General features: G+C 35.9%; 20 protein-coding genes. 10 read left to right on the plus strand and 10 right to left on the minus strand.

Going from position 1 to position 20,048, the window contains the following annotated elements; all coding sequences use genetic code 11:
• Positions 1–154: 154 nt before the first annotated feature.
• Genes RV17_RS10705 through holA form a run of 4 tightly spaced genes read left to right on the plus strand, consistent with a single transcriptional unit; the run spans position 155 to position 4,689 of the window.
• The gene (locus RV17_RS10705) at positions 155–823 is read left to right on the plus strand and encodes a helix-hairpin-helix domain-containing protein (protein WP_071869207.1); all 669 of its coding nucleotides are present in this window, start codon (positions 155–157) and stop codon (positions 821–823) included.
• An 18-nt stretch (positions 824–841) separates the two neighbouring features.
• Positions 842–1,324 carry a ComE operon protein 2 gene (locus RV17_RS10710; protein WP_067481282.1) on the plus strand — a complete coding sequence of 161 codons (483 nt, stop codon included), beginning with the start codon at positions 842–844 and terminating at the stop codon, positions 1,322–1,324.
• Complete coding sequence (locus RV17_RS10715) at positions 1,311–3,611, plus strand: DNA internalization-related competence protein ComEC/Rec2 (protein ID WP_071869208.1); 2,301 nt, start codon at positions 1,311–1,313, stop codon at positions 3,609–3,611. Before RV17_RS10710 ends, RV17_RS10715 begins: the two co-directional genes overlap by 14 nt.
• A gap of 34 nt (positions 3,612–3,645) precedes the next feature.
• Positions 3,646–4,689: a DNA polymerase III subunit delta gene (gene holA, locus RV17_RS10720; RefSeq protein ID WP_067481287.1), complete on the plus strand. Its 1,044-nt coding sequence runs from the start codon at positions 3,646–3,648 to the stop codon at positions 4,687–4,689.
• 235 nt (positions 4,690–4,924) lie between these two features.
• Here holA and rpsT read toward each other — a convergent pair whose 3' ends face one another.
• The 3 genes from rpsT to RV17_RS13755 form a co-directional block, all read right to left on the minus strand.
• A complete protein-coding gene (gene rpsT / locus RV17_RS10725; RefSeq protein ID WP_067481289.1) occupies positions 4,925–5,179 on the minus strand; it encodes a 30S ribosomal protein S20 in 255 nt (84 codons plus the stop codon).
• A 422-nt stretch (positions 5,180–5,601) separates the two neighbouring features.
• Positions 5,602–5,871, minus strand: coding sequence for a hypothetical protein (locus RV17_RS10730; RefSeq protein ID WP_067481291.1), 270 nt, complete (start codon positions 5,869–5,871; stop codon positions 5,602–5,604).
• A 179-nt stretch (positions 5,872–6,050) separates the two neighbouring features.
• Positions 6,051–6,179: a hypothetical protein gene (locus tag RV17_RS13755; protein WP_256869128.1), complete on the minus strand. Its 129-nt coding sequence runs from the start codon at positions 6,177–6,179 to the stop codon at positions 6,051–6,053.
• A 141-nt stretch (positions 6,180–6,320) separates the two neighbouring features.
• Between RV17_RS13755 and RV17_RS10735 the strand changes: the two genes are divergently transcribed.
• The gene (locus RV17_RS10735) at positions 6,321–6,968 is read left to right on the plus strand and encodes a DUF1361 domain-containing protein (RefSeq protein ID WP_082294061.1); all 648 of its coding nucleotides are present in this window, start codon (positions 6,321–6,323) and stop codon (positions 6,966–6,968) included.
• Positions 6,969–7,046: 78 nt separating this feature from the next.
• Here RV17_RS10735 and RV17_RS10740 read toward each other — a convergent pair whose 3' ends face one another.
• From RV17_RS10740 to RV17_RS10760, 5 genes are all read right to left on the minus strand, one after another.
• Positions 7,047–7,502, minus strand: coding sequence for a DUF441 domain-containing protein (locus RV17_RS10740; RefSeq protein WP_067481293.1), 456 nt, complete (start codon positions 7,500–7,502; stop codon positions 7,047–7,049).
• 199 nt (positions 7,503–7,701) lie between these two features.
• Complete coding sequence (locus RV17_RS10745) at positions 7,702–9,630, minus strand: heavy metal translocating P-type ATPase (protein ID WP_071869209.1); 1,929 nt, start codon at positions 9,628–9,630, stop codon at positions 7,702–7,704.
• 195 nt (positions 9,631–9,825) lie between these two features.
• Positions 9,826–10,659 carry an undecaprenyl-diphosphate phosphatase gene (locus RV17_RS10750; protein WP_067481296.1) on the minus strand — a complete coding sequence of 278 codons (834 nt, stop codon included), beginning with the start codon at positions 10,657–10,659 and terminating at the stop codon, positions 9,826–9,828.
• 165 nt (positions 10,660–10,824) lie between these two features.
• On the minus strand, positions 10,825–11,529 hold the full coding sequence (locus tag RV17_RS10755) for a histidine phosphatase family protein (RefSeq protein ID WP_071869210.1): 705 nt from the start codon (positions 11,527–11,529) through the stop codon (positions 10,825–10,827).
• Positions 11,530–11,552: 23 nt separating this feature from the next.
• Positions 11,553–12,179: an MBL fold metallo-hydrolase gene (locus RV17_RS10760; protein WP_067481300.1), complete on the minus strand. Its 627-nt coding sequence runs from the start codon at positions 12,177–12,179 to the stop codon at positions 11,553–11,555.
• A 340-nt stretch (positions 12,180–12,519) separates the two neighbouring features.
• On the opposite strand from RV17_RS10760, the gene RV17_RS10765 reads away from it, so the two are divergent.
• Entirely contained in the window at positions 12,520–14,868 is a 2,349-nt protein-coding gene (locus RV17_RS10765) for an ATP-dependent DNA helicase (RefSeq protein ID WP_071869211.1), read from the plus strand.
• Between the two features lie 407 nt (positions 14,869–15,275).
• On the opposite strand, the gene RV17_RS10770 is transcribed toward RV17_RS10765, so the two are convergent.
• Positions 15,276–15,767, minus strand: a complete 492-nt coding sequence (locus RV17_RS10770) for a YajQ family cyclic di-GMP-binding protein (protein ID WP_071869212.1) — start codon at positions 15,765–15,767, stop codon at positions 15,276–15,278.
• 178 nt (positions 15,768–15,945) lie between these two features.
• Here RV17_RS10770 and RV17_RS10775 point away from each other — a divergent pair, with 178 nt between their 5' ends.
• The 3 genes from RV17_RS10775 to RV17_RS10785 all read left to right on the plus strand — a co-directional run bounded on the left by RV17_RS10775 (position 15,946) and on the right by RV17_RS10785 (position 17,943).
• Positions 15,946–16,872, plus strand: a complete 927-nt coding sequence (locus tag RV17_RS10775) for a YitT family protein (RefSeq protein WP_071869218.1) — start codon at positions 15,946–15,948, stop codon at positions 16,870–16,872.
• 141 nt (positions 16,873–17,013) lie between these two features.
• Positions 17,014–17,358 carry a metal-sulfur cluster assembly factor gene (locus RV17_RS10780; protein WP_067481306.1) on the plus strand — a complete coding sequence of 115 codons (345 nt, stop codon included), beginning with the start codon at positions 17,014–17,016 and terminating at the stop codon, positions 17,356–17,358.
• Between the two features lie 96 nt (positions 17,359–17,454).
• A complete protein-coding gene (locus tag RV17_RS10785) occupies positions 17,455–17,943 on the plus strand; it encodes a GNAT family N-acetyltransferase (RefSeq protein ID WP_083571986.1) in 489 nt (162 codons plus the stop codon).
• 208 nt (positions 17,944–18,151) lie between these two features.
• Here RV17_RS10785 and RV17_RS10790 read toward each other — a convergent pair whose 3' ends face one another.
• On the minus strand, positions 18,152–18,631 hold the full coding sequence (locus RV17_RS10790) for a DUF3955 domain-containing protein (RefSeq protein ID WP_071869213.1): 480 nt from the start codon (positions 18,629–18,631) through the stop codon (positions 18,152–18,154).
• 358 nt (positions 18,632–18,989) lie between these two features.
• Between RV17_RS10790 and RV17_RS10795 the strand changes: the two genes are divergently transcribed.
• On the plus strand, positions 18,990–20,048 hold a 1,059-nt coding region (locus tag RV17_RS10795; RefSeq protein ID WP_211276013.1), incomplete at its 3' end, for a hypothetical protein.

Raw genomic sequence — 20,048 nt, forward strand, 5'->3', positions numbered from 1 at the left:
TATTTTTTTGAAAAACAAATGCATTAAGAGCGATGAGATTGTCAAAAAATTGCGAAATAAAAAAATAAAATCTCATTTCGACGTAATTAATTGTGAATGGGGAAGTACCAAATAACAAAATGGGAACAAAAAAGTGGAGAGGAGCGATTTCCAAATGTTGGCAAAAGTAGTTGCATCGTTGAAAGCACAATTAGCCCAGATCTATCATAAATTTGTCGAATTCCCTAAACTTGTGGTCAGTCTTTTTTTAGGATTAATATTACTTTGTCTGGGTGGAGGGATCTATTTTTTTCAAATAAATACAATGAAAAAACTTCCAGCGGCAACGATAGACCAAACAATTTTAACGACCGAGACGACAGCCAAAGAGCAGAGGAGTAGCGCAGTCGAAGAAATATATGTGGATATCAAAGGAAGTGTTAAGTATCCTGGTGTTTATTCTGTGACGCAAAGCCAACGTATAAAAGATTTGCTAACTAAAGCTGGTGGATTGACCGAAGACGCAGATGCGAGTCAACTTAATTTTGCTGCGAAGCTGGTTGACCAACAATTGATTTATGTTCCGAAAATCGGAGAGATTCGTTCACATCCGCCACAGAGTCAAACATCAACAGCCACAGAGTCAAAAATCAATATCAATACGGCAGATATTTCGGAATTGCAAGAATTATCAGGGATCGGGGCAAAGAAGGCGCAAGACATTATCAACTATCGTGAAGAGAATGGGCACTTTAAATCAGTAGAAGAACTACAGGAAATATCGGGAATCGGGGAAAAGACGGTTGAAAAACTAAAAAACTTAGTTACAATAACAATAGACTAACTCACAGAGGTGAAGAAAATGAGCAATGATCGAATTCCTTGGGACCAGTATTTTATGGCCCAATCTGTATTATTATCTTTACGTAGTACGTGTACACGATTAGAAGTCGGAGCGACTTTGGTTAGAGAAAAACGCATCATTGCTGGTGGATACAACGGCGCTGTAAGTGGCGATGTTCACTGTATTGATGAAGGATGTTACATTGTCGACGGTCATTGTCTGCGAACAATTCATGCGGAGATGAATGCTTTACTTCAATGTGCAAAGCTAGGAATCCCCACAGAAGGTTCAGAGATTTACGTGACCCATTTCCCATGTTTGGCTTGTACGAAAGCATTATTACAAGCTGGTATTACTAAAATCAATTATCTACATGATTATCGAAATGATGCTTATGCACTTTCGTTGATTGATCAAATGGGTGCATCAATCCATCAAGTATCACTAGATTCAGCCTACTTCTCTAAACTACAAAGAGAGCTATCTGGTGAACACGTTTAGTTTAAAACTTTGTCTTGTCCAAAATCGCTTGATTTTTCCTGCGTTGATTTCTGGCTTGATTAGTTTAAGTTATTATACAGAAAGCTGGCAATATCGTTTGATTTTTGCCAGCCTTTTTTTCTGGATTTGTTTAAAAGAAGATCGTTCGATTTTGTTTTTAAGCTTAGTTGGTGGCGCTCTGGTATTTTCATCTTGTTTATTTTTAGAAAAACCAGCGATTCAACCAAAGGTGTCAACTTCCAGTAGCTTCATGATTAACACTGATACAATGCGTGAATCAGGTGATTTTATTACATTGATTGGAACACTGATAGATGAAAAACAGCAAAAAATTCAGTTGAGTTATCGAGTCCAGTCTGAAGAGGAACTGATTCAAATTAAAAATCTTCGAGGAACAGCTTTTATTTTATGGGCAAGCGGTGAGTTCGAAGAGCCTGAACGAGCGCGAAATCCTTATAATTTTGACCAAACCGCCTATTTTAAGAGCCAACGAATAATGGGGAAATTTACAATTCAAAAAGTAAAAAAAATTCAAGAGCATCATACTTGGCGTAATTTTTTACAACGAAAAAGAGCTGCTGGAATCATGCACGTCAAAAAACATTTACCAGATAAAGTAGGGGTGTATGTCAACGCTTTACTATTTGGTTACAAAGATGCGACTTTCACTGACTCCCAAGAAGTGTACCAAGAAACGGGCTTGCTTCATTTATTCAGTTTGTCGGGACTACATATCCAGGTCTACTTAGGTTGGATCTATTATGTTTTTAGACGACTGGGAGGGACAGTGCAAGAAAATACTGGTTTCTTGCTGATTATCACACTATGTTATGTTGTACTATCCGGGGGATCTGTGTCTATTTTACGTGCGAGCTTCTTGTTTTTACTTCGTCTAGTAGGGAAGTGTTTTAAGTTACGATTATCTGCAATGGATCGTTTCGCAGTTGTTATGTGGCTATTGTTGTTGCTGGAACCTTTGACACTTTATCAAACTGGAGGTCAATTAAGTCTTTGGTTTAGTTTTTTGTTTATTATTTTGCCGTTATCGGAAAGAAGGCAAGGCATATTTCAATATTTTATGAAGTTGGCTATCTTTAGCATAGTCATGATGCCATTAATCATTTGGCATTTTTTTCAATGGCCAATTTTTGGGATGTTCTTGACACTACTCTTTTTACCGTTATTTGAATACTTATTGTTGCCGCTTGTAGTTAGTATTTTCTTTTTACATAATTATCTACCAAGTAGTCTTTTATTTGCTTTAAATGAAGGACTAGGCTATTTGGAGCAATTGACGAAGCAACTGACATTTGGCAATTTGATCGTTGGGCGCCCAGATAGTTTACTCTTTTTGTTAACTATGGTATATCTGTTATCTCTTCACACTATTTCTTTTCGAAAAAATGATTTGTTTAAACGGATGATCCTTTCTTTTTTTGTTCCGTTCATTTTGTGTCATGGAACAAAGTTTGATTTGACAACCTCAGTTACTTTTATTGATGTTGGCCAAGGAGATAGCATTCTTTTAAAGGCACCTAATGGACGAGAAAACGTTTTGATCGATACAGGTGGTAAGTTATCCTTTAATAAAGAAAAGTGGAGAGAACGTCCAAAACGAGCATACTCTGATTATAATCTCGTTCCGTTTTTAAAAGGACAAGGAATCAGAACAATTCATCGATTGATTTTGACCCATGATGATACAGATCATGTAGGTGAACTTGCTAATTTAGCAAAACATTTTATCATTGAAACTATTTTTATCGGTAAAGGGTCTGGGAAAACGAAAGAGGTCAAGAACCAGCTGAATCAACTAAAGAAACAAGGGACAATTGTTCAAGAAATAGGTGCGGGGCAAGAAATCACTGGTTATTTTGGACTGCGCGTATTGGCACCTTTGAGTCAAGGAAAGGGGGAAAATGAGGACTCTGTTGTTCTTTTAGCAGAAGTCAACCAACGAAAATTTTTATTTTTGGGAGATTTAGACCAAACAACAGAGGAAAAAATAGCGAAGCGATACCCTCTGTTAAGAGCGGATATTGTCAAGTTAGGACACCATGGAAGCAGAAGTTCAACCAGCCCTTTATTGATGTCACAACTTCAAGCAAAATTAGCAATTATTTCCTGTGGAGCAAATAATTTATATGGTCACCCACATCAAGAAGTGTTAACTAGTTTAACGAAACAACACATTGCCTACCGTAGAACAGATGAGGAAGGAATGATTCGTTTTCTTTGGAAACCATTTGATGTAGCAGAGGAAATTCAAACGATGGAAGGCTGGTAATTCAATTCTTGAAATGGTAGGATAAGTTTTGAAAGTGGTGAATAATTTGAGCGTGCAAGCAGACTTACAAAAAATTCGCAAAGAAAAATTACAACCTTGTTACTTAGTTTTAGGAACTGAAAAATTTTTACAAGATCAAGTGCGAGAAGAAATTTTGAAAAAAATACAAGTTGATAGTAAAGATGACTTAAACTTTTTGAGTTTTGATATGGAAAATGCTAGTTTGGACGAAGTAGTCGCAGAGGCGGAAACTCTTCCATTTTTTGGAGAGCAACGATTAGTATTCGTAGAAAATCCTTATTTTTTAACTGGTGAGAAAGTTAATAATGGGATTGAGCAAAATACCGATTTATTAGTCGATTATTTAAAAGCACCATTAGAGTCCACCGTGTTGGTTTTCTTTGCACCGTATGAGAAGCTAGATGAACGAAAAAAAGTAACAAAGCAGTTAAAAAAGACAGCAATCACAATTGATGTTAAGCAACTAAATGAAAAAGAAGTCCGTCAATATTTGATGAACACGCTAAATAACTCAGAAATTGAGATGGATCGTTACGCAATCGATTTATTTTTACGATTAACGGATCTAGATTTATCAAAATTGATGCGAGAACTTCAAAAATTAATGCTTTTTGCACAAGACCAAAAGAAAATCACGACCAAAGAAGTGGAACAGCTTGTGCCTAAAACGCTGGAGCATAATCTTTTCGATATGACACAATATGTGTTAACTGGGAATACAGAACAGGCATTGCGACTATATGAAGATTTAGTCTTGCAAGGAGAAGAAACAATCAAAATCAATGCCATTTTATTGGCACAATTGCGCTTATTACTACAAACAAAATTTTTAATTAAAATTGGCTACCAGCAAGCAAATATTGCAGAAACATTAAAGGTCCATCCTTACCGGGTCAAGTTAGCGATGCAAGAAGTTCGTCGTTTTGACGAAGGATTATTGATACGACTATTTGATCGATTGGTGGAGTTGGATTACCAAATCAAAACAGGGCAAATTGATAAAGAATTAAGTTTCCAACTATTTGTTTTGCAAGCTGGACAATTAGTTAGGAAGTAGACAAAAACATAACTGAACATAGAATTCGTGACATAAGATTCGAGAAAAAAAGTGTATGAAACAATACGTAGTCATTTTTGTTTGGCGCGCTGATTTTGCTTAAATTTATAGACGTGTGTTTAATAAGTCAAAGAAAACAATCAAACAGGGGGTTAGGACAAAACATATTGGTTTTGTCCTAACCCCCTGTTTGATAATCAGCAAATAAAAAAATCGGCATCAGCCGATTCTTTTATTATTTAGCAATTTTTTTGCTTAAACGAGATTTGTCGCGGTTAGCTTTGTTTTTGTGGATTAGACCTTTTGACTCAGCCATGTCGATTGCTTTAACAGCTTCTTTATATAACGCATCTACGTTTTCAGCACCTGAAGCAACAGCGTCTTCAAATTTCTTGACAGCAGTACGCATAGCGCTTGTTTGAGATGAATTCTTTACATTAGCGTTTTCGCTTGTGCGAACGCGTTTAATTGCAGATTCAATGTTTGGCATTAGTTTCACCTCCGATAATTTAAGTTCTTACGCGAGTTACCGCATAATTCAACATTCATTATTATACCTAAAGGAAGCTAGCTTTGCAATATGAACATGACAAGTTTTTTTCCTTAACAGTAAAAGAACGCAATTTTTTTGGTTGTTTATCAATAAATGAATAAAATAAAGCACCTGACAGTGAGCTAGGGAAGTAGGCAACAAAAAAACGCTATTGTGGGAGACAATAGCGTTAACCAAACTAGATTAGATCTATAGTTTAAAACAAAATTTGAATGGGAATGTTTGGTACATGGATATTATATAACAAGTGCTACCGTTTGCAAAGTATTTTTTGAAAAGGGATTACATTCTTGATTTAATAAATGTTTATGATTGAAATCATTAGTTATTTTATAACTTTGAAAATATCATGAAAACAGTTACTCAGGCGTGCCGACGATTTTGATATATTCATCAATATTTTTGATGATCATCTTTTTGATAACTAATTGATTTCTACGGTTCCATTTTCCTGAAACTTCTAGGACATACTTGTTCAATGGTAAGCGTAAAATATATTTAGCTAAATAACGATCTTTTAACAAGCCGTTAATTACGCGATCTTCAAGCTGAAGATTGATGCCAGTTAGCATCATAGGTTGTTCTTGTAGTACATAAGTATCTATTAAAAGACCTTCAAAGGTTTCCATGAGCGTCTTCCTTTCTATTAATTGTAACAATCTGACATCATTTTCTGATGTTCTTAACATTTAGTATAGCAAAAAAAGTGCATTTGAGCCAAAAAAGAAAAGAGTTGTCACCAGAAGTCTTTCGGCTAGGCAGCAACTCTTAAACGAACAAAAGATTGAGAAAAATCAATCGTTGTGATTTAAAATTTAAATTGGAAAACATTTTGGATCAAGTCAGGAAAGAGAACATATGCTAAGCCTAAAATCAATAGAATAGCCAAGACAAACCAGCCAATAGTACCAAAGAAATATTTTATTTTTTCTAACATTGCATTCACCTCCCTATCAGTATACCATGGATTTTGCATAATCATTTATTAAGAAACAGCAAAATATCAATGTTCTTGTTGAAAACTAAGGTGCATTACACGAAAATATTCGTTACAATATGAGAGAAAAGGAGTGGTTTGATGTTTATTTGGTTTGTTCGTTTGTTGACAGCCGCTGTCATGGTTGTCACATTCATCCCAGATACTCCATTAGTTTTTTTACCAGTTAACACGTTTCTTGCGTATCTTCCTATAGAATTATCCTACCAGATTTTGCGAAATAAGACCAAAAAGAGTAGTAATGTATTGTTACCAATCTGGTTACTCTTTTTTCCTAATATCCCTTACTTATTAACTGACTTTGTTCACGTAAAGAGACTGCACATTTATGCGCCAGCCGAGTTAGCTGGGATACCAGATGTTAGACACTGGACGCTGTTCGTGATTTTAGCGTTATTGGTTTTTACGTATGTTTTATTAGGATTTACTTTAGCTGAAAAAATCATTGAAACGTTCCCGCTATTTGGGCAAACGAGAGCATTGAAAAATTGTTCATTGATGATTTTTTCATTTTTATCTTCGCTTGGAGTGTATGTAGGAAGATTTCCACCGAGGATTCATTCAATTTATTTGTTCAAAGAACCTTTGAGGGTCATTCAAATTGTCTTTTTTGAATGGAGCTTTGAAAAATTATTGATTATTTTGTTATTTACTGTTTTTCATCTTTGGTTATTTTTTATGTTTTGGCTTATAAAAAAAGTTGTCATGGAAGCAGAAGGTGTCAAATAAATAGAAAAAAAGCTTATCTTAGTGTGACTCAATCGTCGAGATTACGACTTGTTTTGGGCACACCAAAGATAAGCTTTTTTATTTTCCGATTGAAATGAGTTGTAAGATACAATAGGCGATGCCAGATGCAATAACAGGCCCAGCAGCAATTCCTTTTAGGAAAACAACTCCAAGAATTGTTCCAAAAACTAAAGCTACAGTAATCTGAGGATCAGAAGCAATCAGACCAACTCCCTTTGAAGAAAGGACCGCAACCAAACCACCACAAAAAATAGCAACCCAGCCCATTGGTGATTTAAAAGCTTCTAACAAGTCTTTTAAACCAATTTCGCCCGTAGCGATCGGAATCAAAATTGTTGCAGTAATGATGGTAACTCCGATATTGATCCCTTTTCCTTGAAGCCAAGGATAGATATTTTTTGAAAGGGGAATCAATTTAAGTAAGAGTACAAAACCTGTCGCAATCAGTAAGCTTTGGTTTTTTGCAATAAATGCAATCAATAAAATAAGACCAAGAAATAACCAGCTTTCCATTAAGAGACCTCCTTTATTTAGAAGTTAATCATACCATTTCAATTATCCAAACAAAAGTGGAGATGTGGTGAAGCAATGAGAGAATAGAAAAAAGTTCGTGGATTGAAACACAAAAAGGCTGTGAGGCTCGTTCGTGCTTTAAATAATCAGAAAAAAATTATTTCTTAAAGGCAAACGGGGGTTCACAACCTTTTTAATTTTAATGTGTAATTGCCGCTTGGTACAATGGACAAGGTGTGCATCGTTTAGAATCATCGTTTTTCAAAGGCGCTAATGGTTGTAACATTCGTAGTCCGTTGAGAATCACTAAAATAGTACTGCCTTCATGACCAATCACACCAAAAGGTAAATTTAAAAATTGAAGGAAGTTTGAAAGAATCAATAAAACAATTACACCAACAGAAAAGACGATGTTTTGCTTAATGATTCGTTTTAATTTCAAGGAGAGACGATGACTGTATACTAATTTGTCTAAGTCACTATTCATTAAAACGAGGTCGGCAACGTCAATCGCAATATCAGTTCCTTTTCCCATAGCAATACCAAGGGTCGCGGTAGCTAAAGCTGGTGCATCATTCACACCATCACCAACCATTGCATTTGTCTGATACTTTATTTGTTCTTGTTTGATGAGCGCTGTTTTTTCTTCAGGCGTACACCCGGCATGAAAAGCGGAAAGACCTACTTGGGTAGCAATTGCTTTGGCAGTCCCAAGGTTATCGCCAGTAATCATACTGGTATGAATAGCAGATTCGTTGAAATAATGAATAGCAGCTGCCGCATTTGTTTTGGGAACGTCTAACAGACCAAGAATCGCTAATAGTTCATTTTCTTTTGAGAAGAAAATAACAGTTTTGCCTTGCTTCTCTAGTTCTTCAACAAGACTCGCCAATTTTTCATCTTTTTTAATCTCAGCTAGTGAATAAGCATGCTTTCCGACATGCCACTGACTTCCTTGATAGTTGGTGGTAAGGCCAAAACCAGTGATTTCTTCAACAGTCAATTGTTGAAATTCTTTAGTTGATTGACTTCCAAAATGAGTTGTAATTGCTTCAGCCAATGGGTGTGTTGTTTGGCTTTCCATAGCAACTAAAACGTTTTTGCTGACTGGATCATCTGTTAAAAAGAAAGAATCCGTTACAATTGGTTTTCCACGAGTCAGTGTTCCAGTTTTGTCAAAAGCAACTGCCTTTAATTCAGCCAACTGTTCTAAGTGAATCCCACCTTTGATTAAAATCCCGTTTTTAGCAGCGTTTGATAACGCAGCTAAGGTTGCGGGTGTTGCAGAGGCGACGAGGGCACAAGGTGAAGCGACAACAAGTAAGACCATTCCTCGGTAAAAACTTTCTTCCCATGTCCATCCAGCCAAAAAGGGAGGGAGAAGAATCATCAGCGGAACGCTAAGCAGTACGAGTTTGACATAAGTGTTTTCGATTCGTTCGATGAAGGAAGCTGTTTTTGTTGGCGTATTTTGAGCTTCCTCAACAAGTTGGATAATTTTAGCAAAAACTGTATCCGAACTAAGTTTCGTCACGGTCATCGTAAAGGGGTTTCCTTGATTCAACGTTCCTGCGAAAACTGGATCTTGCTGTTGTTTTTCCACTGGTACGGATTCACCGCTGATTGCTGCTTCATCAATTGTTGCTACTGGGCTCGTTAATTGACCATCGATTGGAATTGCTGCACCTTTAGGAACAAAGACTTTATCGTTGATTGTTAACTCAGTTACATCGACTTCCTTTGTTTCGCCACTTTCAAAAAGTTTTAAGGCACGTTGTGGTTGCAAATTCATCAAAGCGGTAATTTCTTTTTGACTTTTATTTGTCGTATATTCTTCTAACGCGCCACTTAAACAAAAAATAAATGTCAGCATGGCACCTTCAAAATAATTTCCAATCAAACACGCACCAATAGCGGCGAGAGCCATGAGCAAATCGACATTTAATGTATGGTCGAAAAATAATTCAGTCAAACCTTCCTTTGTCTGCTTAAAGCCACCAATTCCAATTGCCAAGAGATACAAGAACGGTGCAAAGGGGAGGGCAAGTTTAGTAAAGATGAAGCCTAAACTCATGAATACAAAACAAAAAATCGTAAAAATAAATGCTTTTCTTTTAAAAAGTTCCATTGGGCATTCCTCCTTCTCAAAATTACTATAGCATAGTCAAAATCTAATTGATAATAAAATATGCTAATTGAGAACGATAATGGTTATCAGTTGTATTTGCAGATTCTATCTATTATTCAAATAATAATTATTATCAATAAAACAATAAAAAAAGAAGCTGGGGTCAAGAGAAACCCCAACTTCGTTTCTTATTTCCTACATACTAATAAACCAATAACCAATTAAAATAATTCCTAGAATAATTCGATACCAACCAAAAGCAGTAAAGTCATTTTTCTTCAAGTAACTTAATAAGAATTTGATTGCTAAAATAGAAACAATGAATGAAACAAGTGTACCGACTAGTAAAACGACGGTTTCTTCAGTTCCAAAAGTATTTCCTTCCATCAAATACTTCACGATTTTCAACCCGCTAGCTCCAAACATCACTGGAATGCCTAAAAAGAATGAAAATTCAGTTGCAACAAAACGTGAAGCACCAATAATGATTGCACCTAAAATTGTTGCGCCTGAACGAGAAGTCCCAGGAACAAGTGCCAACACTTGGAATAAACCAACCATCAAAGCTGCTTGATAAGTAAAATCGTTTAATGATTCCCAACGTGGTTTTCTTGTTTTGTTTCTTTTTTCAACGATGATAAATGCAATCCCATAAATAATCAAAACAATAGCGACTGACAAGAAGTTATGAAAATGTTCCTCCAACCAATCATCAAGTGGTAATCCAATAATTACAGCTGGTAGACAAGCAACCACCACTTTGAACCATAAAGACCAAGTATCTTTTTTCTCAATTGCTGTTTTACTAGGTGAGAACGGGTTTAACTTATGAAAATAAAGAACTACGACGGCTAGAATCGCACCTAATTGGATGACCACGTTGAACATTGACATGAATTGTGTGCTAGCATCCAGTTTGATGAATTCGTCAGCTAAAATCAAATGGCCAGTGCTACTAATAGGTAACCACTCGGTAATGCCTTCGATGATTCCCAAAATAACTGCTTTAATAACATTTGCAAAAAACATAAATTCCTTCCTTTCCAAACAAAATACATGTTATAGTATACCGTTCTTTTTTTTGAAAACCAAACTGTTTTAAAATATTAAGAAAAAATTTCTAAAGTTCCTTTCAACGCAAAAAAACAACTACGTCAAGAAAGTCAACGTAGTTGTTTTTTCGAGTATTTTTGATTATAGAAAAGAATCATGAGTAAGTTCTTTTCCTTTTTCAATATAGCTAACATCATTGATCCCTAAAATAGTAAATTTTCCATCTTGATAAGAAACCTTTGTCACGCTACCATTTTGCAAACCAGCACGTACAGGTTGTTTTCCATCAATCAAATTTAGTAAGAAGGCAATCGTTAAACCATGTGAAACGACTAGAACATTTCCGCCACCGTGTTTCTCGCAGTGATGTGCGATATCTTCGAAGCCATTCCAGACACGTTCTTTCAGTGTTTGATAAGTTTCAGCCCAGCCTGCAGTATCTAAATCATAGACAGCATTTGCAATCTGTTCAAAGGTCACATCAGTGGTAAACATTTCATCAGGTGTTTGAAAATTCAAGACACGAGGGATGACACCCCACATTTCTTTATCATAGCCACCTTCAAGTGAACCAAAACACCACTCGCGAATTCTTGGGTCGATTGAATATGGAATTTCTTTTCCTTTTAAATGCTCCCCTAAAATCGTACGAGCAGTTTCGATTGCGCGACCGCTATCACTTGAATGAGCAAAAGCGAATTCAATTTCTTTTAATCCACGTCCCAGATGACGTATACCTTCTTTTCCTTCACGTGTGAGTGGCGTATCACACCAACCTTGGACACGCTCGATCGTATTAAACATGGTCTTTCCATGTCTGACAATATAAAGAGTTGTTTCAGTCATTTGAACATTCCTCCTAAAATAGATTATGCATTGAAAAATGGATTTGTTTGTTTTTCATGTTCGATGGTAGTCGCGTCACCATGCCCGGGATAGACCGCGAATTCATTTGGTAAAATAAATAATTGCGTTTTGATACTATCTAGTAATTGTTCTAGATTACCAGTATACAAGTCTGTTCGTCCAATACTTCCCCGGAATAATGCATCACCAGAGACGACAAAGTCATCAAAAATAAAACTGACACTTCCAATTGAATGTCCGGGGGTAGGTACGACCCGAAAATGAATGTCACCGAGTGTATATTCTTTCATTTCAAATTCGTATTCAGCAGGGGCAACGATAATATTATTGATGTCATCGTGACGACCAAGCCCAGAAAGGTTAAGGATCGGATCGCCTAACCAAGATTGTTCTAGTGGGCTGACATAAACAGGGATGTCATAAAAATGACGTAGTTCTTCCACGGCACCGATATGATCATAATGCGTGTGTGTCAACAGAATAGCTACAGGTTGCTGAGTGGTTTTAGCGATTTGCTGACGAATCAAATCAGCGTCTTCTCCGGGATCGATAATTAGTAGTGCCTCGTCGTTATAAACTAAGTAACAATTTTCTTCGATAGGCCCAGTTTTTAGACGTTCAATGTGCATAAGAATTCCTCCAATATGTTTTCAAGCAAGTCGAATTACTTACTATAGTATAACGTATTCATCCTGATCAAACAAAAAAGCTCACTTATCTGAATTATCAGACTATATGAAAAGTATTTATAGATTTTAAACGGAAGGATAGTGAGTTTTCATCACATTTTAATTTGTCCTTGTTATATTTAACTCATCCAAAAATCCAAATTCTATATCCTATATCCCTGCCCATCCAGCAGGGTGTTTTTTTTTGCCAAAAAACGAAAAAAATGTTCGTTTATTGTATTTCATCCTTTGCGAATGAGTTTTTTTCAGGTAATCTTATAGACGAAAGAAGGAGGCGGATGTGGTGAAACAATCAAAAATCTCTGTGCGAAATCTTGTTGAATTTATTTTGAAAAGAGGAAGCATTGATAATCGCAAAAAGAGTAACCATACCGCATTAGAAGGTGCAAAAATTCACCGGAAGTTGCAAAAGCAAGGTGGAGATACTTATGAAAAAGAAGTATTTCTTAAGAAAACGGTGGATTTAGACGGTTACCAATTAACGATTGAAGGCAGAGCAGATGGAATTTTTCAAAAAGAAGGTATTTATTATATCGACGAAATCAAGACTTCTGAACCACGCTTTGAAGATTTGGAGAAAGAACAAGTTGAATTGTTCTTTCATCAAGCACGAGTGTATGCTTATATCTATAGTCATGAGCACGACTTGACAGAAATCAATTTACAATTAACTTATTTTCAAACAACGGAAGAAATTATTACTCGGAAAATCGAGCATCAAACGATTGAAGAGTTAGATACTTTTTTTACAAAATTAGTAGCGGATTATCAAGAATGGCTGATTTTTTCTGAGAATTGGCGGACTGTTCGGAATGCGTCGTTGATGGCATTGAAATTTCCTTATGAACAGTACCGAAAAGGACAACGTGAACTTGCAGTTGCGGCTTATAAAACGATCCGGACAAAACAAAAACTTTTTGTCGAAGCGCCCACAGGAACAGGAAAAACGATTTCAACGTTGTTTCCGAGTCTGAAAGCAATTGGCGAAGGTGAAGGAGAACGACTTTTTTATTTAACAGCCAAAACAATCACGCGGCAAGTGGCGGAAGATGCTTTAGTTGCCTTGAAAGATGTTGGAGCACAAGCAAAAAGTGTAACGATTACTGCAAAAGATAAAATTTGTTTTCTAACAGAAACAACGTGTAATCCAGACCAGTGTCCTTATGCCAATGGTTACTATAATCGGATCAATGAAGGTTTATGGGATCTACTGAATCACGAAAATCAGCTGACCAGAGAAGTGATTGAAAAATATGCAAAAAAACATACTCTGTGTCCGTTTGAATTGTCTTTGGATGCAAGTCTTTGGTGCGATGTGATTATTGGTGATTACAATTATTTGTTTGATCCAACTGTTTATTTGCGACGATTTTTTGAAGAAGAAAAAAATGAAGAGAACCTTTTTCTGATTGATGAAGCGCATAATCTGGTGGGGCGTTCAAGAGAAATGTATTCGGCAGAAATCTCCTATGCAAAAACAAAAAAAATAAAAAAAGAGATTCCAAAAGAATACGCAAAGTTACGACGACGTTTTACAAAAGTAGAAAAGGAATTCAAGCAAATTGAACAAGCGTTAGATACCAAAACATATCATCATCAAAAAGCTTCTGCAGATTCATTGACCAATGCGTTGTATCAAGTCAGTGAACATATCAAAGAATGGCTAGCTGAATATCCAGAGCATCCAGTGCAAGAACAGTTATTATCCTATTATTTTGAGGTGTTGCATTTTTTGAAAATCAGTGAGTTTTATGACGATCATTATGAAACAACAGTTGAGAAGAGTTTGTATGATTTGGTAGTGAAAGAATTTTGTATCGATCCAAGTTATTTTCTTGAGCAGTCATTAGCGAAAGGACGAAGTAGCTTGTTGTTTTCTGCTAGTTTTTCTCCGTTATCTTACTATCAAGAAACATTGGGTGGAAAAGATAGTTTGGCATATCGTTTGCCAAGCCCATTTCCAGAAGAAAATCAGCAAGTGATTGTTGCAAGTTATCTTGAAACCACTTATCGAAAACGAGAAACAAGCTTGCCGGCATTAGTTGAAACGATTGCACATTTCACGCAGGGAAAAACAGGAAACTATTTTGTTTTCTTTCCTTCTTATAGCTATCTAGATCAAGTAGTAACGGTTTTTAAAGAACAGTATCCTGAGGTGGAAGTACTAATTCAAGAAACAAAGATGGATGAGAACGAGCGCGAAACATTTTTATTGAATTTTCAGGAAAATCCTCAGGAAACCTTGATTGCATTTTGTGTATTGGGTGGTATTTTCTCAGAAGGCATTGATTTAAAAGGAACGCGCCTGATTGGTAGTATGATTGTTGGCGTTGGGTTACCTCAAATGAATCACGAACAAGAATTGATTAAAGAATACTATGACGAAAAAGAGCAGTTGGGATTTGCTTACGCGTATCAATTACCAGGGATGAATAAAGTATTGCAAGCTGCTGGTCGAGTGATTCGAGAGATGACCGATCAAGGAATTATTTTATTAGCAGATCGGCGTTTTGCTAGCCCACAGTATAGTCAACTGTTTCCTAAACATTGGCAAAATGCTGCAAAGGTCCAAACTTTAAGCGGGCTTGATGAAACGGTAAACCAATTTTGGCAACGAACGACAAAATAAACATCAAAGAAGGATCTCAGGACAAAACGGCAGTCGTTCTTAACACATTTTTCAATTAAAAAAAGCCTAAAATCAACGTTTTCAAAAACGAATTTTAGGCTTTTTCTTTATTTAGGCTACTTTTGTTCCAGCCTCTTTTTTGTTAGTGAAGAAAATCAATCTTTGCGTTAGTTCATCGAAAGGAAGTGAAGCTAAGCTTCTGTGGCAACTCTTGCAAGTAACTCAAAATATGTGTTTGCAAGGGTTGTTTTTTATTTGTTGACGCTAGGCGCTTTGCGACATGATCTAATACGCGATGTTCCCCAAGCAACTCCTTGAAATAATTCATAACTGACCAAAAATATGAAAAGCAATTTTTGTTAGTTGCTCATTATTTTTTCGGAGTTGACCGCTTGGAGCCACAACCTTTAACGATAGTTAGTAAATTGCAACTCAATCGGCAAATCAAGTTTTCTTAATAAAGAAATTACTTCTTGCAAATCATCACGGCTTTTACCCGTCACACGAATTTGATCTTCTTGAATTTGTGCTTTTACTTTTAACTTGGCATTTTTAATTGCGGTAGTAATTTTCTTAGCATTTTCACGGTCAATTCCACTAACTAAATCAGCATTTTGCTTAGCTTTTCCACCAAGTGCGTGTTCAGAATCAGAAAAATGAATGTTTTTAATTGGAACACCACGCTTAATCAATTTACTTAATAAAACATCTTTGATCTGTTCTAATTTAAAATCGTCATCACCTAAAACAACTAAACGATTTTGCTCTAATTTGATTTCAACAGTTGAACCTTTAAAATCAAAACGATTAGTTAATTCTTTGGTTGTTTGTTGAATGGCATTTTTTACTTCTTCCATATTGACCTCGGAAACGATATCGAAACTAGCATCTTTTGCCATGGATAATCCTCCTTATTGCTACAATTAGTTTTCTTCATTGTAGCATAGTACCGCATTTATAAAGTAGCCTTTGTTAAAATTCTTCTCATTTATCTAACAGGTGTTTTATTTTAATTAAGAAACTGTTATTCTTACATTTGAAATAAGGTGTAGAGGAGAGGTGCTCGTGAGCAAAGTGATGACTGTCTATCAAAAAAATGAAATGCTGAAGAAATTAGTGGTGATTTTGATAACCGGAGTAACAGCAGCTGTTGCTTTGAACTATTTTTTGATCCCAGCAAATGTTTTTTCTGCGGGGATGAATGGGATTGCACAAATCATCGCTTCTTTGTTGTATGAGTGGTTTCATATCCAAGCTGATACCGGAATCTTTATCTTCATACTAAATATTCCTGTGTTTATTTTAGGTTTTTTAAAAGTTGGTAAAGGATCTACGATTTTAAGTTTTATCAATGTTCTCGGTGTGTCGTTGATGACAACCATTATGCCAGTGGGACACGTAACAGATAATATTTTGATGAATGCTTTAGTTGGAGGCGTTTTGCTTGGGGTTGGCGCAGGACTTTCTCTTAAAATGGGGTTTACGACTGGTGGAATGGATATCATTTCTTTAGTTCTATCGCAAACAACGGGGAAGACTGTTGGTAATTATATGTTTATCTTAAATGGTATCATTGTTGTCATTGCTGGCTTCTTTTTCAATTGGGAGAGTGCGTTATATACAATTATTTCAATTTATGCTTTGACACAAGTCGTTGACGCGATTCACACAAGTCACCAGAAAGTAACGGCGATGATTGTAACGGTCAAACCAGACCAAGTAACCGAAGAGTTAATGAAAAATATGGTACGCGGACTCACTTTATTACCATCAGTTGGCGGTTATTCAAAAAAAGATGGCAAAATGATTATGATGGTAATTACACGTTATGAGTTATACGATTTAGATCAAATCGTTCATGAGGTCGATGAAGAGGCCTTTATTAATATTTTGCCAACACAATCTGTTTTTGGTCGTTTTGCAAACGAGCAAGAACAAAAGACGTATCGTTCAACCGGTGTCTTGCCGGAACCTAAAAAGAAACAAAATCGTAAAAAAAGATAAGTAGTTAATAATAACTTTAATATAATAACTTGGTAATTAAAAAAATTCTTAGCTAAACGAGAACATAGCATCACAATTCTCATTTACAAATAATTAAAAAGAGAGTATGATAAACGAAAATCAGATGAAGGAGTGTCGACTATGACAGAAGCAAACCAAGACTGGTCTGCACAAGAAACAGAAGCAATCAAGGAACGAATTCTTTCTGCACTAGAAACGGTTATCGACCCTGAATTGGGAATCGACATCGTGAACCTAGGCTTAATTTATGATATTGAATTCAACCCAGAAGATGGCGACACAGTAATTAAAATGACGTTAACAACGATGGGCTGCCCGCTAGCAGATATCCTAACAGACTCCATTCACGATGCTTTGCGTGAAGTCGAAGAAGTAAAAAAAGTCGAAGTGAAACTTGTTTGGTATCCCGCTTGGACGACCGATAAAATGAGTCGTTATGCACGGATTGCACTAGGAATCAGATAAAGAAAAAGTACGCGCTTTTTCGTAAATAAACTCGCAAATAGAACTCCTCTACTCGCCTTAATAAGAAAGCTAGTAGAGGAGTTATTTATACCTAAATTGGTAAAAAATGTTAGCATCAGAGACAAAGCTGAAATGGAAGGATTTAAAAAATTGATCAAAAAAATAGAAGAGATAACGGAAAAAGAGCTACAAGAAATTATCAGTATATGGTTAGAGAGTAACATCCAAACGCATCACTATATTGAGAAAAGTTATTGGGAAAAAAATCTTTCTGTGGTCGAAAAAGAATTGCCTAAAGCAGAAATTTTTGTCGATAAAATAGATGACAAAATTGTTGGTTTTATAGGAATTATGGATGGCTACATTGCAGGTGTTTTTGTGGAAGAAGCCTATCGAAATCAACAAATAGGGAAAAAACTTTTAAAAAAAGCAATGGAATTGAATGATCAGTTATCTTTAAATGTTTATGAAAAAAATAAACACGCAATTGATTTTTATCTAAAGCTAGGTTTTAAAAAGGCTCACATGAACATCGATGAAGAAACCGCTGAAAAAGAATTAGTTATGGTATGGGAAGCAAATTGAGTAGTAAAATTGGATGTTCTTCTTTCTAGTTAACTTTTTCATTAGTAAAACTTCGATAACTGTAACCTCAAAAACGAGAGTAGGGCAACACTAAAAATCTAGTCGTTTTTAATCCATTTTTCAATTAAAAAAAGCCTAAAATCAACGTTTTCAAAAACGAATTTTAGGCTTTTTTTCTGGTTAGGCTAGTTTTGTCCCAGCCCCTATTTTAGTGTCGTTTTTTCAATATTGTTAATAAATAAGTTATTCCAGTTGCTAAAAATACCATGAGACCTGCAAACAAGAATAAAAAGCCAATTGGAATCAAAAAGAAATTTTCGTGTAAGATACCGGATGAGTCGATATACTCGACTGAGTGTCCCTTGATGAAAAAGCAAGCAAAACCAAAGAGTAATAAGAAAGTTCCGATGAGAGTAGTAAATAAGTTGAACTTCGCTCTTTTTGTTTCACTGCCATCGTTGATAAGTTTTTCAGTCAGATTGTTCATGTTTGTTCCTCCTAAAATCAATTCATCAAGTGAAAGGTGAAAGAGATCTGCAATCATAATCAACAGTTCTAAATCAGGAAGGTTTCGATCGTTTTCCCAGTTCGAAACAGCTTGCCTTGTCACGTTTAGTTGTTGGGCAAACTGCTCTTGTGTTAATGCATTTTGTTTACGAATTACTTTTATTTTTTGTCCGAATTCCATGAGTGATTTCCTTTCATTGATGTGCTTTTAGCATAAGAAAATTATTTGATAAATTCGAGAAAGCATTGCTTGCTTACTGATAAATCAAAGGAAAGAGCTACTTGCGTCATTTATTTTTGTCAAATTCTTCATTCAGTGTGTATGTTACTGTATTATAGGACAACTGAGCGCTAAAGAAAAAGGATATTTTTAGTATAAGACTAGGTGAAGATAGGTAATGTATTTCTTTATAGATGAGAAGAATTTTAAATATATGTTGATAAATAACGCTTGTATTAGGAATAAATTAGAAAATCGGACTATACCTTGAAACATTTTATTCATATGGTACCCTTGAGAGCAGAAAAGGGGTTTATATATGAAAATCAGTAGTTTATTGTTTGCATCATCATTACTAATTGGTCCATTGGCAAGTCTCGGAACGGTTTTTAATCAACCGACACAAGCAGAGACGGAAAGTAGTTATGTTTCTAACTGGGCGCAGTCAACATACGGAAATGTTAATAACATCAAATTTACAGGAGATTTTTCTGACTATAATTCTGGTGTGAAAAAATTAGCGGTGGGCGAAACAATTAACATCAGCGCATCAATCAGTTTTTCGGGTGACAAGGAAGCGATTGAACAAGCAATAGTTGAGTTTGAAAATGTAAATCCTAACTTGACGATTAACTATAACAATGATTTAGAAATTACTGGGAATAGTGGTACGTTTAGTTTTTCCGTTACGTTAAACACGTATTCTAGTAATCCTTGCTTATTTACTATCAAAATTCAAGACGGTGTACCAGGAGACAGCAATCATTTAACTCCATACTCTCAAACCGAAATGATTATTGCTGGAGAAAATTCAGATTCAAGTAGCACGACGGACTCAAGCAGTACAACGGATTCAAGTAGTACGACGGATTCAAGTAGTACGACGGATTCAAGTAGTACGACGGACTCAAGCAGTACAACGGATTCAAGTAGTACGACGGATTCAAGTAGTACGACGGACTCAAGCAGTACAACGGATTCAAGCAGTACAACGGATTCAAGCAGTACAACGGATTCAAGTAGCACAACAGATTCAAGTAGTACGACAGACTCAAGCAGTACAACAGATTCAAGCAGTACAACAGACTCGAGTAGTACGACAGATTCAAGCAGTACAACAGATTCAAGTAGCACGACAGACTCAAGTAGTACGACAGATTCAAGCAGTACAACAGACTCGAGTAGTACGACAGATTCAAGCAGTACGACAGACTCAAGTAGCACGACAGACTCAAGCAGTACAACAGACTCGAGTAGTACGACAGATTTAAGCAGTACAATGGATTCAAGTAGCACAACGGTTCCTATGGATAGTATTTCTGACACAAGTAACTCGGTAGTGGGAACAATGGTGTTAGTATTAAATCTTAGACAACTT

Source organism: Enterococcus thailandicus (assembly GCF_001886265.1).
In the GTDB taxonomy this organism is placed as follows: domain Bacteria; phylum Bacillota; class Bacilli; order Lactobacillales; family Enterococcaceae; genus Enterococcus_B; species Enterococcus_B thailandicus.

Excerpts from the sequence above, each read along its gene's own strand:
- RV17_RS10780 (WP_067481306.1), top strand. The coding sequence starts at position 17,014 with ATGACAGAAGCAAACCAAGACTGGTCTGCACAAGAAACAGAAGCAATC.
- RV17_RS10710 (WP_067481282.1), top strand. The coding sequence starts at position 842 with ATGAGCAATGATCGAATTCCTTGGGACCAGTATTTTATGGCCCAATCT.
- RV17_RS10770 (WP_071869212.1), bottom strand. The coding sequence starts at position 15,767 with ATGGCAAAAGATGCTAGTTTCGATATCGTTTCCGAGGTCAATATGGAA.
- RV17_RS10730 (WP_067481291.1), bottom strand. The coding sequence starts at position 5,871 with ATGGAAACCTTTGAAGGTCTTTTAATAGATACTTATGTACTACAAGAA.
- RV17_RS10760 (WP_067481300.1), bottom strand. The coding sequence starts at position 12,179 with ATGCACATTGAACGTCTAAAAACTGGGCCTATCGAAGAAAATTGTTAC.
- RV17_RS10740 (WP_067481293.1), bottom strand. The coding sequence starts at position 7,502 with ATGGAAAGCTGGTTATTTCTTGGTCTTATTTTATTGATTGCATTTATT.
- RV17_RS10735 (WP_082294061.1), top strand. The coding sequence starts at position 6,321 with ATGTTTATTTGGTTTGTTCGTTTGTTGACAGCCGCTGTCATGGTTGTC.
- RV17_RS10775 (WP_071869218.1), top strand. The coding sequence starts at position 15,946 with ATGACTGTCTATCAAAAAAATGAAATGCTGAAGAAATTAGTGGTGATT.
- RV17_RS10755 (WP_071869210.1), bottom strand. The coding sequence starts at position 11,529 with ATGACTGAAACAACTCTTTATATTGTCAGACATGGAAAGACCATGTTT.
- RV17_RS13755 (WP_256869128.1), bottom strand. The coding sequence starts at position 6,179 with ATGTTAGAAAAAATAAAATATTTCTTTGGTACTATTGGCTGGTTTGTC.
- rpsT (WP_067481289.1), bottom strand. The coding sequence starts at position 5,179 with ATGCCAAACATTGAATCTGCAATTAAACGCGTTCGCACAAGCGAAAAC.
- RV17_RS10705 (WP_071869207.1), top strand. The coding sequence starts at position 155 with ATGTTGGCAAAAGTAGTTGCATCGTTGAAAGCACAATTAGCCCAGATC.
- RV17_RS10790 (WP_071869213.1), bottom strand. The coding sequence starts at position 18,631 with ATGGAATTCGGACAAAAAATAAAAGTAATTCGTAAACAAAATGCATTA.
- RV17_RS10745 (WP_071869209.1), bottom strand. The coding sequence starts at position 9,630 with ATGGAACTTTTTAAAAGAAAAGCATTTATTTTTACGATTTTTTGTTTT.
- RV17_RS10750 (WP_067481296.1), bottom strand. The coding sequence starts at position 10,659 with ATGTTTTTTGCAAATGTTATTAAAGCAGTTATTTTGGGAATCATCGAA.